The following is a 16,681-nucleotide window of genomic DNA, read 5'->3' on the forward strand; positions in this document are numbered from 1 at the left end:
ACCCCATGAAACTATTAAAAACCATCGTCATTTTTGTGTTTTCCACACACGTTATTTTTTCTCAAAATACAACTAGACAAGATACATTGCAAGCTGCTAAATATTTTAAAAAAGCGGATGCATTATTAGAAGATAGAAAGTTAGATAGTGCTATCGTGTATTTTGAAAAGGCATTGCCGCTATACAAAAAAACAAAAGTTTGGGAGCGAGTTGCAGGTTGTTATAATGGGATTTCCGAAAGTTATTTTGAATATTCAAAATATGAAGAGTCATTGAAATCTGCTAAGGTAGCATTAAATATTTGCAATACTTATTTAGATGCATATAGCCTTCAAAAAGCAAAAGCCCTTGATTATATTGGATTATACTATGAATTTGAAACTTTTGATTATAAAGCTACTATAGAATATTATCAAAAAGCACTATCAATCAGACATAAATTAGTCCCTGAAAATCATCTTGAAATAGCAAAATCCTATGAAAATTTAGGGTTTGTTAACAGAAAAATGGCAAATTTTACTAAAGCATTAAGTTATCAAAGAATGGCTTTAAAAATTTACACTGAAAATTTAGGTAATATTAATTCTAAAGTAGCAGCTGTTCATCAGAATATAGCCCAGGTCCTTCAAGATAGAGGAGAATATAATACGGCTTTAAAAAGCTATATTCAAGCACTTACAATTCGAATGGATTTGGGGAAAGAAAATGATTTTAATGTTGCTGCTCTTTTCTTTAACATAGGAACAATTTATGAGGATAAGAGGCAGTATGAAAAAGCAGCATATAATATTGAAAAATCTATAAAATTATTTTCAAATATACAAGGCAGAGGTAAGGTATATATTCCATACTGTTATAATAGTCTTGGAAATATATTTTATTATCAAAATAGGATTAATCAAGCATTGAGTTTTTATAAAAAAGCGCTTACATTACAGGCGGGAACAAAGGCTGAAAACTATTATTTAATATCTGTCTTATATAATAATTTAGGATCTTGTTATCAAAAAAAAGAATTATATGAGAAAGCAACAGAATACTATGAGAAAAGTCGTAATAATAAAATAAAAGTATTTGGAAAAAACCATCCTTCTATAGCAACGCAATATCATAACATTGGTAATATTCTGGAAATCAAAAAAAAACATGATGAAGCAATAAATTACTACGAAAAAGCTTTGGAGATAAGAATTCGTACTCAAGGAGAAAATCATCCTGAGGTTGCGAGCTCTTATAATAGCCTTGGAGATTGTTATTTTGAGTTAGGTTTGGATAAAATCGCTCTGGAGAATTATAAAAAAGCTTTGGATGTTTTTAGCGTCTATTCTAAAAAAAATCATCCGGAACTTTCAAGATCCTATAGTAATATATCAAAAATATTTATGAGAGAAGGGAATTACAAAAAAGCTATCAATTATTATAACAAAGCTTTGACTTCCAACTTAAAGTTAAATTTTAAAAGTAAATCAATTTCTAATCAGTTTTTAGATTTAGAGATGGCATTAATAACAATTAACAGAAAAGCTAAGGCTTTAAAAGCTCTTTATATTCAGAACAACAATATTAATAATCTTGAAAAAAGCATAACGGTTTTCAAAAAAGCTGATACCTTACTTAATTTAATAAAAAAGATAAACGTTCAGTACGAAGATAGGGTAGATTTTGGAAACAGAATCAAAGAAACTTATAAAGGAGCAATCGAATGTCACATTTTATTAAACGAAAAAAGAAAAAAAAATAAAGATTTATATCAAGCCTTCTACTATTCGGAAAAAAGCAAATCCAATATTCTGAAAGATTTGTTAAATAATACCAATGCCAAAAGCTTTTCCGAATTATCATCTGATCTTATAATATTAGAAAGAGATCTAAGAATTGATAAAGCCTATTATCAATCCAAAGTAAATGAACAGTTATCTAGTAAAGAAGTAGATTCTTCCAGACTTTCAAGGTATGAAAATAAACTCTTCGATATTTCTCGTCGGCAAGATTCTTTAGTAGAGGTTTTAGAAAATAACTATCCTAAATACCATCAGCTTAAATATGATAATAACGTAATTTCTGTAGCAGAAGTACAACAAAAACTGGATGACAAAACGACTTTATTAGAGTTTTTTACTGCAGATAGTACTACCTATGCCTTTACTATTTCAAAAAACAAGATTGCTATAAAAGAACTATCAACTCCAAAATTAGAAGAGCAGGTTAAAGAATTTCAAGGAGCTATTACCAAAGATTATGAAGCGTATAAGGGTATTTCATATAATCTATATCAAACCCTAGTAGAACCGATTAACAAAGAATTAGTAGGTAATCAGTTAATTATTGTACCAGATGGTCCACTTTGGCATCTTAATTTTGATTTACTACTAACTCAAGAAGATCCTTCTAACAATCCTAAGAATTGGCCATATTTGCTTAAGGATTATGCTATATCCTATGCCAATTCTGCTACCTTATTATTTAGAGATAGTTTAGAGCAAGAATCTGAGACTAATCCTTTGCAAGAATGCTTGGCATTTTCTTTTTCAGGAGAAGAAAATACAGAGATAGCCTCTACCAAAGTACGTTTAAGAAGTTTACGAAGTGTAGGTGTAGATTTACCAGGAACGCGAGAAGAAATCGGTGCGATAGCAAATATTGTAGATGGTCAATATTTCTATGGTTCAGAAGCAACAGAACAAAATTTTAAACAACACGCAGGAGCTTATAATATTTTACACCTTGCTCTGCACGGAGATGTTGATAATGAACGACCAGAAAATTCAAAATTATATTTCACCAAAAGTAAGGATACCCTAGAAGATAATTATCTGTATAGTCATGAACTGTTTGCGTTAGATATTCCAGCAGAACTTACTGTTTTGAGTGCATGTAATACAGGAACTGGTAAAATTGCCAAAGGCGAAGGCATTATGAGCTTAGGAAATGCTTTTCAGTATGCTGGAACCAAAAGTTTACTATTAACCAACTGGGAAGTTTCTGATGAAACCACCCCTAAAATTATGGAGTATTTTTATCGAAACTTAAAAGACGGTAAAAACAAAGCAGAGGCACTACAGCAAGCAAAATTGCAATTTCTTAACACTACCAATGAAGAAACGAATCATCCCTATTATTGGGGTGGATTTTACCTATTAGGAGATACAGCTGTTATAGAGTTGAAAAATGACAGTTCAAAATATTGGTGGATTGGGTTTGGTGTTTTAGCACTGATCTTAGTAAGTTTGTTTTGGTACAGAAAAAAAGAATGCTTTGATCAGTGGTCAGGCATAATCATGAATTAAAATAGAGATACGTGAAAATAATATCATATAATGTAAACGGAATTCGTGCAGCCTTAAAAAAAGGTTTTATAGAATGGTTACAACAAGCAGATCCTGATGTGATTTGCTTACAGGAAATCAAAGCCAATAAGGAACAGCTAGAACTCGATGTTTTTGCCGAAGCAGGATATTCCTATAATTATTGGTTTAGTGCACAGAAAAAAGGATATAGTGGTGTTGCTATCTTATCCAAAACAGAACCAAACCACATAGAATATGGTACTGGAATCGACTATATGGATCATGAAGGGCGTAACCTGCGAGCTGATTTTGATGGAGTATCTATCATGAGTATGTACCTGCCAAGTGGAACTAATTTAGATCGATTAGAGCATAAGTTAAAATATATGGCAGATCTACAAGAATATGTTGATGAACTTAAAAAAACGTATCCTAATTTGGTTATTCTAGGAGATTACAATATCTGTCATCAGGCAATTGATATTCATGATCCTGTTCGTAATAAAAATGTATCAGGATTTTTACCAGTAGAAAGAGAATGGATCGGTAATTTTATAGAGAGTGGATTTATTGATTCCTTTAGGCATTTTAATTCAGAACCTCATAATTACTCTTGGTGGAGCTATAGAGCTAACGCCAGAGCGAATAATAAAGGTTGGCGATTAGATTATGGAATGGTAGCAGAACCTTTAAGAGATAAACTAGAACGAGCTATCATTTTATCCGAAGCAAAACATAGTGATCATTGCCCAATCATGGTAGAGTTAGACGTATAAAAAACTTAGAATTGACATACCAAATTGTCACACTGACCTTGTCGAAGTGTTATATTAGTATAATGAGATCTTATCAGTCTTCGACTTGCTTAGACTAACAGAAAAAACAAAAATATGATACAAAGAATTTTAATAATCATTTTTATTGGAGCTTTTGCCACTTCTTGTGTTTCTTCTAAAGTACATAAAGAACTAGAAGGAAAATATGCACGATTAAAAAGAGAAAATCGTTCTCTGCAAGATAAATATAAGGCATTACAAAAGGAAAGCGATGCTGATAAGTTAGCTCTGGATAAGTTAAATGAAGCATATGACAAAACAAAGACAGAGAGAGACGAGTTACGAACTAAATACGATGCGCTTTCTTCAAACTATGAAAACCTAAAGAATTCCTATGACGCCTTAGGAAAAAATAGTGCAGAGGCTTTGAATGCAAATAACAAGAGAAATCGAGAATTGTTATCTCAATTAGAAGAAAAGGAAAGAACCTTAGCAGCTGAGCGTAATCGATTAGAAAAACTACAGAGAGATTTGGATAGCCGTTCTAAACGTGTAGATGAGTTAGAAGGGCTAATTGCTGCTAAAGATGCTAAGATGCAAGCGTTAAAATCTGCTATTTCTAAAGCACTAAGAAATTTTGAAGGAAAAGGACTAACCGTAGAAGAAAGAAATGGAAAGGTGTATATCTCTATGGAGAATAAATTGTTGTTTGATTCTGGTAGTTGGGCAGTAGGTACCCAAGGAAGACAAGCCGTAAAACAGTTGGGATCTGTTCTTGGAGAAAACCCAGATATTGCTGTATTGATAGAAGGACATACTGATAATGTGCCTTATACTGGTAATGGACAGTTAAAAGGAAATTGGGATCTTTCTACCAAAAGAGCGACAGCTATTGTAGATTTATTACTAAAAAATCCACGAATAGATGCGCAAAACCTTACCGCTGCCGGAAGAGGAGAATACTCACCAGTAGCATCTAACGAAACATCTGCTGGTAAAGCTAAAAACAGAAGAATAGAAGTGATTCTAACACCTAAGTTAGATGAAATTTCTAAGTTATTAAATGATATATAAGGTTAGTGTAACCGCAAAAAAAAAGCGCTCGAATGGAGCGCTTTTTTATGTACTTTATATTATTTTAAATTTTACAGACCATCTAGAATTGCTCTAATTTCTGCATTACTATTTTGTTTAGCACCTTCTTTTACTTTTGTAAGTACATTAAAAAACTTATCTACTACCTTATTTAGCATTAAATCATCTTCTAGTGCTATAGATTTTCCATTAGAAGTAAGTAGCTTAAATTTATAGTGCTCTATATCAACAGGTAAACTTTTATCTCTTTCTCTTGCTAACGATACAGTTCCTTTACTTTTGTGAATTGAAATGACACCTCCTTCAGCAGTAACTTGATCTGTCATCTCACCAACTTCTGTTGCAAGTTGATACAATTCTTTAACAAATTTTTCATTAATCTCAGCATCTGTATATCTTTGAGCGTTTGCAGTTACTCCTGCACCTACTAAGAATAAAAGTAGCATTAGTTTTTTCATAATATTTGGGTGTTATAAATTTAGTATCAAAACTACGTATTTGATTTCACGTATTCCTAACGGAATAATTATAATTTTATTATTAAAGTTATCTTAAAAACTTGGTTTAAAATAACCAATTTAATTTGAAGTTTCCAAAAAGTGTGCCACGAATTTAGCAAACAAAAAATAAAATTCTTAAATATGCATAGAAGTGCTGTAAATTTTCATAACAAATTGAAAAAGTTTACATTGCTTCCTGTTATAAAAGCGTAAAATCCAGTAAAACAGATAACAAAACAGCAGTATCAGACGTTTATAATACCCAAATCAAATAAAAACTATGAATAAAATGAAGCAGTTACCTATTTTTATACTACTACTATTTTTTGTGTGTAAAGGAGTAAGTCAGGAAAGTGAAGAGGAGTACTATGAGGAAGAAGGAACAGAAAGTGATGAGTACTCGGAAGATGGAGAAGAGCAGAAAGAAGATCAAGGGAGTTACTTCGATTTTTATCAATATTTCGATTTTACTAATGATGAGTACTCTAACGTATTGGATAAAGTAAATGATATGGAATCCGAAGACGAAAACTTATTGTACAAGTTTATCGTGGAGGTGCAGCAAGATAGAGTGCTCAAAGGGCGTTTATTTAATGAGTTGGTTACCAAGCCAAAGAAAAAAAGCCGTTATAAAGGAAAGGATAGTCCTGGTTTCCCTTGTATTTTAAGAGGACTTATAGAAAATAAATCGGTGTACGATGCCATCATGAAAGATGGTCGTACTTCTGAAAGTCATGCAAGAAACGCCGCAACACTTTCAGAAAGAATTGTTCGCAGAAAATGTGGGGTTACCAAAAAAGCGAATAAACGAAGAGATGAACAACAAGATAAACAGGATGATTATCAAGAGGATTATGATGATGAAGATGACTATGATGAAGAAAATGACTATGATGAAGATGACCAGTAGTATTCTTGTCTAATCTATATAATAAGAGAGCTTTAAAAAAATAGTTATATTTGCAATGTACATTAGTACGAGTTCTTTGTAATATCCATACTCCATAGTTTTTGAATTATGTATTAATTTTTAAAACTATGATTATGAATTGGAAAATTCAAAAACTATTGAATGGAGAGACGATTGTCTCCAAAGAACCAGGTAATTCTATGTTACCTATTTTACAATCTAAACAACCTGTTATTCTGGAACCTGTTAATTGGGAAGACTGCGAAGCAGGAGATATTGTTTTTTGTAAAGTAAGAGGAAACTGTTTTACACATTTAGTTAAAGGAAAAAATGTAAAACGAGGATTACTGATCGGTAATAACCGAGGTCGCATCAACGGATGGACCAAAAACGTATACGGCAAAGTGATAGAAATATTACCGATGTCGTAAATTTATGTAGCGCAATAAGCGCTTTTTTTGTTTTATACAATTTCTCTAGACCTACATATTTAGATTTTATCTTCTATTTTTTAAATACAAGTCATTAAGAAGACATTGGTAATAGCTCCATAAGAAAATATATTATTTCCCTCACTCAGAATGCGGTTTCCCTCATTATCGGTTTCATAACAACCATTTAGATCATACTTTTATATCAATCTAAAAAGATAATATGGTTGGATGGGTGAGGAATTAATTTTTTAGGTTGGTTAGTTGTGAAACGGATGTAGTTATGGGGTAAAACTGCATCCGTTTTTTTTAGGTGGTCACCAAATATTCTTTATAAATTTCTCGTACAAGTCTATGATATGAGTTTTTATGAATCACCACTCTATTCTTCTGAATTTCAATAAGAGGATTATAACGATGTAAAACTCTTTCCACAATTTTTTCCGTAAAAGCGGTTTTGAATGCAATCCGTTGTATGGCTAGTTGTTTATTTTCTTTAGTTAGATTTTTGTAATACGTATTAAGCATATTGTATTTTTATATAAAAAAGTGAGTGAAATCTTCTTTAAAGATATAAAAATATATATAAAAAACGTTATTATTATATATTATTATATATTATTATATATGTTTTTTGTATAAACGATTTTTAGACACAAAAAAAGAGCTTCTTAAAATAGAAGCTCTTTATCAGGTTATAAGAGTAGTGAGTTGAAAAAAGAAACAACTCTGTTTTTTTGGTTGGTATTATTATTAGTGCTTTTTGTTCATCATTGCTAATGTTCGAAATATGTATAGAAACAATAATACCAAAATAATAAAAATTTCATAAGTAACTGTTATTCAGTGTTTTGTTTTTGTTTGGATTTTGTTTCACCAGATGAAATTGTAGATTATTTGGTCAATATTGTAGAGAAGATCCTCAGTTCAGAGTTTAATTATGATAATTTTTAGAATATCTAATAAGAGACTTTTTAATTTTGAGTCTTTATATTTCCAAAAAATTAAGTCGATTATATGAAGTATACTACGTTACCGAATACGGATATAAAAATTAGTAAAATATGTTTGGGATCTATGACTTGGGGAGAACAGAATTCTGAAGCAGAAGGTCATGAGCAAATTGATTATGCTATTGATAAAGGTGTAAATTTTATTGATACTGCCGAATTGTATTCCGTTCCTGCTAAAAAAGAAACTCAAGGAAGTACAGAGCGAATCATTGGTAGTTGGTTAAAGAAATCTGGTAAAAGAGATGATGTAGTAATCGCTTCTAAAATTGTAGGACCTGCAGAATTCTCCAAGCATATAAGAACAGGTGGATTTAGTAAATCAGAGTTAGAAGATGCGATTCATAAGAGTTTGGAAAGGTTACAAACGGATTATATCGATTTATATCAATTACATTGGCCAGAAAGACAGACTAATTATTTTGGGAAACTAGGATATACTCATGATGAAAATGATCCTTGGAAAGATAATTTTGCTGAGGTTTTAGGGTATCTAAATGATTTTGTAAAACAAGGTAAAATTAGACAGATCGGTGTCTCTAACGAATCTGCTTATGGTTTAATGCGTTATGTAGAAGAAGCAAGAAAAGGAGCTCCTAAAATGATTACGGTACAAAATCCTTATAACCTTTTGAACCGTAAGGATGAAATTGGGCTTGCTGAGATTCTACACAGAGAAGATATGGGGCACTTACCATATTCACCATTAGGTTTTGGTATGCTAACAGGAAAGTACCTAGATGAAATCCCTAAGAACTCTAGAGTTGATCTTTTTCCGAATTACAATCGATATATGAATGAAAATAGTTATAGAGCTACTCGATTGTACAATGAAATTGCAAAGAAGTATGATATGAGTTTAACCCAGATGTCATTGGCTTTTGTGAATCAACAACCATTTGTTACTAGTAATATCATTGGAGCGACTTCGATACAGCAATTAGAAGAAAATATAGGGAGTATTGATTTGGTATTGTCTGATGAAATACTCAATGAAATTAATGGAGTTCATGCGCAAATTCCGAATCCAGCTCCTTAAGAATCACCCAAATAAATACTCAACAACATCTTCAATTTTACCAACAAGTTGAATATTTATACTGCTATCAGGATTCGAAATTTTATTGTATTTAGACACAAAAATGGTAGAGAAACCTAGTTTTTCGGCCTCCTGAATTCGTTGTTCTACTTTTGTAATTGGTCTAATTTCTCCGGCAAGTCCAACTTCTGCAGCAAAACAAAAATCCTTGGCAATAGGGATGTCTTCATTGGATGAGAGTATTGCCGTAACCACCGCTAGATCAATCGCTGGATCATCCACAGAAATACCACCAGTAATATTAAGAAATACATCTTTAGCTCCTAATCTAAATCCGGCACGTTTTTCTAATACTGCCAAGAGCATGTTTAATCGTTTTAAGTTATATCCAGTAGCACTGCGTTGTGGAGTTCCGTACACTGCGGTACTCACTAATGCCTGAATTTCTATCATTAAAGGACGCATACCTTCAACCGTAGCGGCGATGGCAGTTCCGCTTAGTTCTTCTTCTTTCTTGGAGATCAGAATTTCACTCGGATTAGTAACTTCTCTAAGGCCACTTCCTAGCATCTCATATATTCCCAGTTCTGAAGTTGATCCAAAACGATTTTTTAATGCTCTAAGTATTCGATAGACATGATTACGATCTCCTTCAAACTGAAGGACAGTATCTACCATATGTTCTAATATCTTAGGTCCTGCTATATTTCCATCTTTGGTGATATGACCAATAAGAATTACAGGAGTAGCGGTTTCTTTTGCAAACTTTATTAACTCCGTAGTGCATTCTCTGATCTGAGAAATACTTCCAGCACTACTTTCTATATAATCACTATGAAGGGTTTGAATAGAATCAATAATTACAATATCAGGTTCTGTAGCTTCGATTTGTCTAAAGATATTCTGAGTTTTCGTTTCTGTAAGGATTAAACAATTATCTGTTTTAGACTGAATACGTTCCGCTCGCATTTTTATTTGTTTCTGGCTTTCCTCTCCAGATACATATAAAGTTTTATAGGGTAATTTTAGACTAATTTGTAATAGTAATGTACTTTTTCCAATACCAGGTTCGCCACCTAATAACGTAAGAGACCCTGGTACTAATCCACCACCAAGAACTCGGTTTAATTCTGAATCATCGGTATTGTATCTTGCTTCGTGACTCGTATCAATTTCTGAAATTTTGAGTGGTTTCGAAACTCTACGTTCTTTAGTTGAAGTATTAGGGTCTTTCCAATCATTTTTTGAAGCCTTTTGAACTACTTCTTCCGCAATGGTATTCCATTCCTTGCAAGAAGTACATTGTCCTTGCCATTTGGCATATTGTGCACCACAATTCTGACAGAAAAAAATAGTTTTTGTTTTGGCCATATCTTATTAATTGAAGGTAAAAATACTATTATTTATATTGTCTTTTCAAAAAGTATAAAAAAGAAAAGACCCCAAAATAGGGATCTTTTTATTCTTTAGTTTTAAAAGTAGAGATTTCTACTAATAACCAAAATCTTCTTTGATTTTATTTACTTTTTCTAACATATAATCCTTGGTAAGAAATGCGATTTCGTTTAACAAGAATCCATTTTCATAAGCTCGCATTGCTTTTTTAGGTTCTCCAAGTTGTTCGTAACCTAAACCAAGATAATAGTATCCTAACATAGTCTCAGGATGTTCTTTGATGGCTAATTTACCTAAAGGCTCTAGTTCTTCCCACAATTCTTTTTTCTCTATTGCCGTAGAAATTGCAATGAAATCATTAATTCTAATTTGTCGTTTGAATCCATATAATTTTTCGGTAGTATCATATATATCCACAAGATGATCATATAAGGAAGTCTCTAAAGTAAGAATGTCTTCTTTGTATGTTTTCTTACTAATTGGGCGATACATCTCAAAAATGGTTTCTAAAGCTTTTGGAATCGCTCTACCTACCAAAGTGTAATGAGAAGATTCGTCGAAATTGTCGAAGAAATAATTAACCTCTGGATTCTCTATAGTGGATAGCTTTTCATCAACTTTTACTAGATTCTTTTTTATAACCTCTGCATCATTGGTTGCTGTAGCTAAATAGTACCACATATCCGATTTTGCACTGCTTAATACATTAAAGATACGTTCTTCCATTGGTGGTGCTAACTCAGGACTAAGATTAATATATGCTTGAAAAATAGGATTGTCTTTAAAAAGAAAATAATTTATAAAATTAGCTGTATAATCATGTCCAACGATCATTTTTAACTGAGCAGTTCTATAATTTTCGTCGATGTATGGCAAAAGTTCCTGGCCTATAAACTCAAAAAATGCAGCACCTTTTCCTTCAGGCAAATAACTTGCTAGATCATACCTACAATCATCTTCTCTTGTTTTTCTTTGTAACACACCTACCACAATAGATTCTGGCATATCTTCCCAATAAGAAAAATAATCTACATTACCAGCTACTGGTTCGAACAGATGATCACCATCTAGGACAATAATAACTGGGTAGATCTTATCTTCATTTTTTTCATAATTACGAGGTAATTGAATTTTTAAATCTCTATTCTGATCTAATTTTAGTGATCTAAATGTTTCATATTTTACCTGACCGTTTGAGATAAACGTAAAGAAGGTGACGAGAATTAAAAATATACTTTTCTTCATAAGTAGTAAGATTAAGGTTAAGCGAGGGCAAGATATAAATTATTTTAGACCTTTAAAATTAGTCTTCAAAATAATCAATGTATTGTTTGTAAGGGGTTTATAATTCTGTTATTTTGTTTTGCTTCTATTTAAAATTGGAAGGAATAAAAATGATAACGCTCCAACTACAATATTTATTGCGGTTTGAGAGCCCCAAAGAATCCAACCAAAAGCTTCTCCATCACTCTTTGCATAACCAAAGAAAACAAAAACTGCGCCAACTACAATCGGAAACGGTAAGATACCAATTCCTCCATTGGTGGTTGACATAGAAAAGGATCCTACTACAAAAGCTACGAGTATAATTCCAATAGATGCATTGTGTAAATTAGGAACTGCAAATTTTATTACATAAAACATTAAAACATATAAAAACCAAATGAGTATGGTGTGAAATAGAAAAGCCCATTTTTGTTTCATGCTAAATATGCTTTTCATCCCATCTAAAAGCCCCATTCCAAAATCTTTGATTTTTACAATCCATTTATTGGATGACTTTTGCAGAAGTTTTAATCCTAAAAGGCCAATAAAAATTAACCCTAAAATTGCTCCTAACGTAAAAAGAGGGTTTATGTTTTTTTCTTCTAGAAAGTTTAATAAATACTCTGTTTGCAAGATACCTGCTGTAGAGGTAATGATGATAAGCATGATGAGATCTGTAATTCTCTCAGAAACAATAGTTCCAAATGCCTTTTCAAAGGGAATTTTCTCATAGGTAGATGTAGTTATTCCTCTGAGAACCTCACCTGATCTTGGAACGCCAAGATTAGCAAGGTATCCAATCATAATAGCCATAAAACTATTGTGAAACTTAATAGAGTGTCCAAGAGGATTTAGTAAAAATTTCCATCGATAGGCTCTAGAAAGATGAGAAATAATTCCTAAGATAAGAGAAGCAGTTATCCAAATAGGATCTGCATTTTTTATATTTTGTAATAATTGTGTTCTGTATTCTGGGGTTGCCGAACTAAGAAAATACCAAATTAAAAAAACTCCCAACAATAGTGGGAGTACAATTTTTAAAATTTTAATGAGTTTAGGATTCACTCTATTATTTTAGTAAATTATTTTCTTCATTAGGAAATAAAAGTGCTGGCTTAAATTTTTTAGCATCTTCTATATCCATCATCGCATAGGTAATAAGTATTAAAACATCACCTTTAGCTACTTTACGTGCTGCGGCTCCATTTAATGTTATTTCACCACTATTTCTTGGTCCTGGAATGGCATAAGTTTCCAATCTTTCCCCGTTATTATTGTTTACGATCTGAACTTTTTCTCCTTCTATAATATTAGCAGCGTCCATAAGATCTTGATCAATCGTAATACTACCTATGTAGTTAAGGTCTGCGCCAGTTACTTTAACGCGATGAATTTTTGATTTTACAACGTGTACAAACATGTTACAAATTTAGTTATTTTTAATTTAGGGCAATGTTATCAATAAGTCTTACTTCTCCTGCAAACACCGCAATAAAAGCTCGATATTTAGTGTTCTTTTGTTTTCTTTGAATCGATTTCAAATCAGATACTTTAGCAATTTGGAAATATTCTAATTCGAGTGTTTCGTTGGCTTCGAATTGTTTTGATATCCATGCTGTTAATGATAGTACACTTTTTGTGCCAAAGTCATTTTTAACTTGTTGTAATGTTTTATAGATTAAAGGAGCTTCTTGAAGTTGTGTTTTATTAAGTCTTTTATTTCTTGAGCTTAGAGCTAATCCGCTTTCTTCTCGATAAATAGGGCATCCTACTATTTCTACTGACATTTTTTCAATCTCTACCAATTTTTTGACAATTTGTAACTGCTGAAAATCTTTTTCTCCAAAATATGCCCTAGTAGGAGATACAATTGTAAAGAAATGTTTCAAAACCGTTCCTACACCATCAAAATGTCCTGGCCTAAATTTCCCTTCCATTTCATTTTCCAATCCTTCAAAGTCGTATGAAATGGAGTCCAAATTATTTCCATAAACTTCGATTGGGTCACTTGGCGCAAAAACAATAATATCTTTAGATAATTTGGAAAGTAATTTGATATCTGCATCCAGTGTTCTAGGATAATTAACAAGATCCGCAGAATTATTGAACTGATTGGGGTTTACAAATATACTTACAACAACAATCTGATTTTGATTAATTGCTCGTTGTACCAAAGCAAGATGGCCATCGTGTAAAGCTCCCATTGTAGGGACAAAACCTATTGTTTTATTTTGTTTTTGTAAGTCTGCAACATCCTTTTCAATGTCCAGTCTTTTCTCGTGTACCCGCATCTATCTAAAAGTTAAAGGCGTGCAAAAATAAGATATTACTGGCAGACTACATAAATTTTCGTAATTTTGCAAAAATTTATTCCGAAGGAGACGAGAAAAGTAGATCATATGAAAGATAAGAGGATATTGTACGTATCATCAGAAGTAATACCTTACCTACCAGAGACTGAGATTTCATCCATGTCTTTTGAAGCGCCAAGAATGGTAAATAGCAAAGGCGGGCAAATTAGAATTTTTATGCCAAGATATGGAAACATTAATGAGCGAAGACATCAATTACACGAAGTAATTCGTCTTTCTGGAATGAATCTGGTTATTAATGATTTAGATATGCCGCTAATTATTAAGGTAGCGTCGATTCCTAAAGAAAGGATGCAAGTTTATTTTATTGATAATGAAGACTATTTTAAAAGAAAGGCAACTTTAACGGATGAAGAAGGAAACTTGTTCCCAGATAATGATGAGAGAGCAATATTCTTTGCAAAAGGAGTAATTGAGACCGTTAAGAAATTGAATTGGTCGCCAGATGTGATTCATGTTCATGGTTGGTTAGCATCTATGTTACCATTGTATCTAAGAAATTATTATGCAAATGAGCCATTGTTTAATGATAGTAAGATTGTGACTTCAGTATATGATCATGGTTTTAAAGGTACTTTGGATAGTAATATGTTGGAAAAAGTAAAGTTCGATGGTATCGATGAAGAAAAAATCGCTGATTTAGCTAAGCCTACTTACGATAATGTAATGAAGGTTGCAATTGATAACTCTGATGCCATTATAGTTGGTTCAGAGGAAATACCTGAGGAACTTTCTAAACATTTAAAAACAATAGATCAACCTGTATTAGAATATAAAAAACCAGATGAATTTGCAGATGCCTATGAAGCCTTCTATCAAACAGAGGTGCTGGTGTAGCAAAAAAACTATTATGAATTTGAAGAAAGTTTTGATCAAAGTAACAGCTATGGTAGCTGTTGTCTTTTCCGTGGTGTCGTGCGATGATGATTTTAATTCTGTGGGAAGTGAAGTAATTGGAGGTGTTAATTTCCAAGATAACGAATACAATGCCACTCCGATAGCTTACAGTAAAAGGTTCGAGAGAGTACAAACAAGTGCGTTGCCTAATTATTTAATAGGTGTTTATAACGACCCTGTTTATGGTCAATCTACGTATAATGTTTTATCTCAAGTGTTGCCTGATAGATTTAGTCCTACTTTTGGCAGGGATGCTATCTTGGATAGTGTGGTTTTAAGATTACCCTATTTTAGTGATCTTACTGAAACGGAGACAAACGATGATGGAGATGTGGTAAACACTTTTGAAATAGATTCAGTGTATGGTTCTTCTGCTATAAATCTTTCCGTTTATAAATCAGATTATTTTCTTAGAGATTTTGATGTAGATCAAGGTTCAGAAGTTAGACAAGTATATTTTTCTAATGATATAATCGAAAACTTTGGGCCTACTGTAGAAGAGAGATTATTATTTTCCGAAGATAATTTTCGTGTGAGTTCCAATGAAATCCGTTTGTTATCGGAAGATACGGATATTGATGAAGATGATGATCCTCAAGTCTCAACAATTACTCCTGGATTAAGGTTAGCACTTCTCTCTACGGATGCAGCTGCGGCTGCTACCGCATTGAATCCTGATCCAGATAATGATGGTAATACTATGGAAGATATCAGGGAAGGAAATCAGGAGCTTATTAACTATTTCACTACTTTGTTTTTAGATAAAGAAGGTAGTTTGGAGTTGAGTAATGCTAATAATTTTCATAACTTTTTTAGAGGGATCTATTTTAAAGCAGAAGCAATTACAACCGAAGGAACTCTTGTTTTTTTCGATATTGCCCAAACAAATATAACATTACACTATTCATTCGAAACAGATAATGCAGATACTGAAGATGAAGATGGAGATGGAGATGTAACAGAGTTATTGAGGGATACCGGAGAGTTGGTATTAAATTTTTCCAATAACGTTGTTAATAGTATTGAGACTAATTTTAATACAACCATCGAAGATGAGTTAGCAAGTCAGGATGAGATTAATGGAGAAGAGAATTTATACTTAAAAGGAGGAGAAGGTTCATATATTGTTGTGGATTTGTTTAATGGTGATATCTTAAATGAAGATGGAGAATTGGAAAATGAATTAGACTTTTTAAGAAGACAAAATTGGCTTATTAATGAAGCCAGTATGAAATTTTATATAAATCAGGATGCTGTTATTTCTGGAGATGCAGAACCAGAAAGAATTTATATTTTTAATGTTGATACAGGAGAAGTACTGGTAGATTATCAGGCTGATCCGACATCAAATGCAGCTAATCCTATCGTTTCTATTATCGAACATTTAGAGCCTATTGCTAGAGATAGTGATGATAATGGAGAGTTCTATAAAATTAAGTTAACAAGGCATATCATTAACTTGTTAAATGAGGATGAAGATAACTTAAGACTAGGAGTGTCTGTTTCTCAGAATGTTAACGTTATAAATACTGCTGAAGGATTTACCCCCACGAATACAGAAGACGAAATTATCCCCTTTTCGTCAGTAATTTCTCATGAAGGAACAATTCTTTATGGGAACGGAGCAAATGTTCCGGAAGAAAAGCGATTAAAGCTTGATATTTTTTATACAGAATCAACAACCAATTAATCAACAAAAAATT

15 protein-coding genes are annotated in these 16,681 nt (G+C 32.3%); 8 read left to right on the plus strand and 7 right to left on the minus strand.

Annotated features, from left to right (window positions below; genetic code table 11):
* Nucleotides 1-5: 5 nt before the first annotated feature.
* The 3 genes from Q1B37_RS21685 to Q1B37_RS21695 all read left to right on the plus strand — a co-directional run bounded on the left by Q1B37_RS21685 (nt 6) and on the right by Q1B37_RS21695 (nt 5,137).
* Nucleotides 6-3,287, plus strand: a complete 3,282-nt coding sequence (locus Q1B37_RS21685) for a CHAT domain-containing protein (protein WP_299902462.1) — start codon at nt 6-8, stop codon at nt 3,285-3,287.
* Nucleotides 3,288-3,298: 11 nt separating this feature from the next.
* Nucleotides 3,299-4,063 (plus strand): exodeoxyribonuclease III, encoded by a 765-nt coding sequence (locus Q1B37_RS21690; RefSeq protein ID WP_299604871.1) that lies wholly within the window; start codon nt 3,299-3,301, stop codon nt 4,061-4,063.
* 114 nt (nt 4,064-4,177) lie between these two features.
* Nucleotides 4,178-5,137 (plus strand): OmpA family protein, encoded by a 960-nt coding sequence (locus Q1B37_RS21695; protein WP_299902463.1) that lies wholly within the window; start codon nt 4,178-4,180, stop codon nt 5,135-5,137.
* A gap of 71 nt (nt 5,138-5,208) precedes the next feature.
* On the opposite strand, the gene Q1B37_RS21700 is transcribed toward Q1B37_RS21695, so the two are convergent.
* Nucleotides 5,209-5,616: a hypothetical protein gene (locus tag Q1B37_RS21700; protein WP_299902466.1), complete on the minus strand. Its 408-nt coding sequence runs from the start codon at nt 5,614-5,616 to the stop codon at nt 5,209-5,211.
* A 331-nt stretch (nt 5,617-5,947) separates the two neighbouring features.
* Here Q1B37_RS21700 and Q1B37_RS21705 point away from each other — a divergent pair, with 331 nt between their 5' ends.
* Both Q1B37_RS21705 and Q1B37_RS21710 read left to right on the plus strand, forming a co-directional pair.
* Entirely contained in the window at nt 5,948-6,568 is a 621-nt protein-coding gene (locus Q1B37_RS21705; protein WP_299604877.1) for a hypothetical protein, read from the plus strand.
* A 134-nt stretch (nt 6,569-6,702) separates the two neighbouring features.
* Nucleotides 6,703-6,999 carry a hypothetical protein gene (locus Q1B37_RS21710; protein ID WP_299604878.1) on the plus strand — a complete coding sequence of 99 codons (297 nt, stop codon included), beginning with the start codon at nt 6,703-6,705 and terminating at the stop codon, nt 6,997-6,999.
* A 309-nt stretch (nt 7,000-7,308) separates the two neighbouring features.
* Here the strand turns inward: Q1B37_RS21710 and Q1B37_RS21715 are convergent, their stop codons facing one another.
* Complete coding sequence (locus tag Q1B37_RS21715) at nt 7,309-7,527, minus strand: hypothetical protein (RefSeq protein WP_299902469.1); 219 nt, start codon at nt 7,525-7,527, stop codon at nt 7,309-7,311.
* Between the two features lie 489 nt (nt 7,528-8,016).
* Here Q1B37_RS21715 and Q1B37_RS21720 point away from each other — a divergent pair, with 489 nt between their 5' ends.
* Complete coding sequence (locus Q1B37_RS21720; protein WP_299902472.1) at nt 8,017-9,048, plus strand: aldo/keto reductase; 1,032 nt, start codon at nt 8,017-8,019, stop codon at nt 9,046-9,048.
* A gap of 3 nt (nt 9,049-9,051) precedes the next feature.
* Here Q1B37_RS21720 and radA read toward each other — a convergent pair whose 3' ends face one another.
* The 5 genes from radA to panC form a co-directional block, all read right to left on the minus strand.
* Nucleotides 9,052-10,419, minus strand: a complete 1,368-nt coding sequence (gene radA / locus Q1B37_RS21725; protein WP_299902477.1) for a DNA repair protein RadA — start codon at nt 10,417-10,419, stop codon at nt 9,052-9,054.
* Between the two features lie 120 nt (nt 10,420-10,539).
* Nucleotides 10,540-11,688, minus strand: a complete 1,149-nt coding sequence (locus Q1B37_RS21730) for an alpha/beta hydrolase-fold protein (protein ID WP_299604883.1) — start codon at nt 11,686-11,688, stop codon at nt 10,540-10,542.
* A 108-nt stretch (nt 11,689-11,796) separates the two neighbouring features.
* Nucleotides 11,797-12,774: a lysylphosphatidylglycerol synthase transmembrane domain-containing protein gene (locus Q1B37_RS21735; RefSeq protein WP_299902480.1), complete on the minus strand. Its 978-nt coding sequence runs from the start codon at nt 12,772-12,774 to the stop codon at nt 11,797-11,799.
* Between the two features lie 4 nt (nt 12,775-12,778).
* Nucleotides 12,779-13,129: an aspartate 1-decarboxylase gene (gene panD, locus Q1B37_RS21740; RefSeq protein WP_299604885.1), complete on the minus strand. Its 351-nt coding sequence runs from the start codon at nt 13,127-13,129 to the stop codon at nt 12,779-12,781.
* Between the two features lie 19 nt (nt 13,130-13,148).
* Complete coding sequence (gene panC, locus Q1B37_RS21745) at nt 13,149-14,000, minus strand: pantoate--beta-alanine ligase (protein ID WP_299902482.1); 852 nt, start codon at nt 13,998-14,000, stop codon at nt 13,149-13,151.
* Between the two features lie 108 nt (nt 14,001-14,108).
* On the opposite strand from panC, the gene Q1B37_RS21750 reads away from it, so the two are divergent.
* Together Q1B37_RS21750 and Q1B37_RS21755 are read left to right on the plus strand one after the other, a co-directional pair.
* Nucleotides 14,109-14,918: a glycogen/starch synthase gene (locus tag Q1B37_RS21750; RefSeq protein WP_299606336.1), complete on the plus strand. Its 810-nt coding sequence runs from the start codon at nt 14,109-14,111 to the stop codon at nt 14,916-14,918.
* A 13-nt stretch (nt 14,919-14,931) separates the two neighbouring features.
* On the plus strand, nt 14,932-16,668 hold the full coding sequence (locus Q1B37_RS21755; protein WP_299902484.1) for a DUF4270 domain-containing protein: 1,737 nt from the start codon (nt 14,932-14,934) through the stop codon (nt 16,666-16,668).
* The last annotated feature ends 13 nt before the right edge of the window (nt 16,669-16,681 follow it).

This window comes from uncultured Aquimarina sp. (assembly GCF_947492965.1).
Classification (GTDB): Bacteria; Bacteroidota; Bacteroidia; order Flavobacteriales; family Flavobacteriaceae; genus Aquimarina.

Bases quoted from the DNA above. Each gene is read 5' to 3' on its own strand.
- Q1B37_RS21720 (WP_299902472.1), top strand. From the start codon at position 8,017: ATGAAGTATACTACGTTACCGAATACGGATATAAAAATTAGTAAAATA.
- panD (WP_299604885.1), bottom strand. From the start codon at position 13,129: ATGTTTGTACACGTTGTAAAATCAAAAATTCATCGCGTTAAAGTAACT.
- Q1B37_RS21730 (WP_299604883.1), bottom strand. From the start codon at position 11,688: ATGAAGAAAAGTATATTTTTAATTCTCGTCACCTTCTTTACGTTTATC.
- panC (WP_299902482.1), bottom strand. From the start codon at position 14,000: ATGCGGGTACACGAGAAAAGACTGGACATTGAAAAGGATGTTGCAGAC.
- Q1B37_RS21685 (WP_299902462.1), top strand. From the start codon at position 6: ATGAAACTATTAAAAACCATCGTCATTTTTGTGTTTTCCACACACGTT.
- Q1B37_RS21750 (WP_299606336.1), top strand. From the start codon at position 14,109: ATGAAAGATAAGAGGATATTGTACGTATCATCAGAAGTAATACCTTAC.
- Q1B37_RS21710 (WP_299604878.1), top strand. From the start codon at position 6,703: ATGAATTGGAAAATTCAAAAACTATTGAATGGAGAGACGATTGTCTCC.
- radA (WP_299902477.1), bottom strand. From the start codon at position 10,419: ATGGCCAAAACAAAAACTATTTTTTTCTGTCAGAATTGTGGTGCACAA.
- Q1B37_RS21755 (WP_299902484.1), top strand. From the start codon at position 14,932: ATGAATTTGAAGAAAGTTTTGATCAAAGTAACAGCTATGGTAGCTGTT.
- Q1B37_RS21705 (WP_299604877.1), top strand. From the start codon at position 5,948: ATGAAGCAGTTACCTATTTTTATACTACTACTATTTTTTGTGTGTAAA.
- Q1B37_RS21715 (WP_299902469.1), bottom strand. From the start codon at position 7,527: ATGCTTAATACGTATTACAAAAATCTAACTAAAGAAAATAAACAACTA.
- Q1B37_RS21700 (WP_299902466.1), bottom strand. From the start codon at position 5,616: ATGAAAAAACTAATGCTACTTTTATTCTTAGTAGGTGCAGGAGTAACT.
- Q1B37_RS21695 (WP_299902463.1), top strand. From the start codon at position 4,178: ATGATACAAAGAATTTTAATAATCATTTTTATTGGAGCTTTTGCCACT.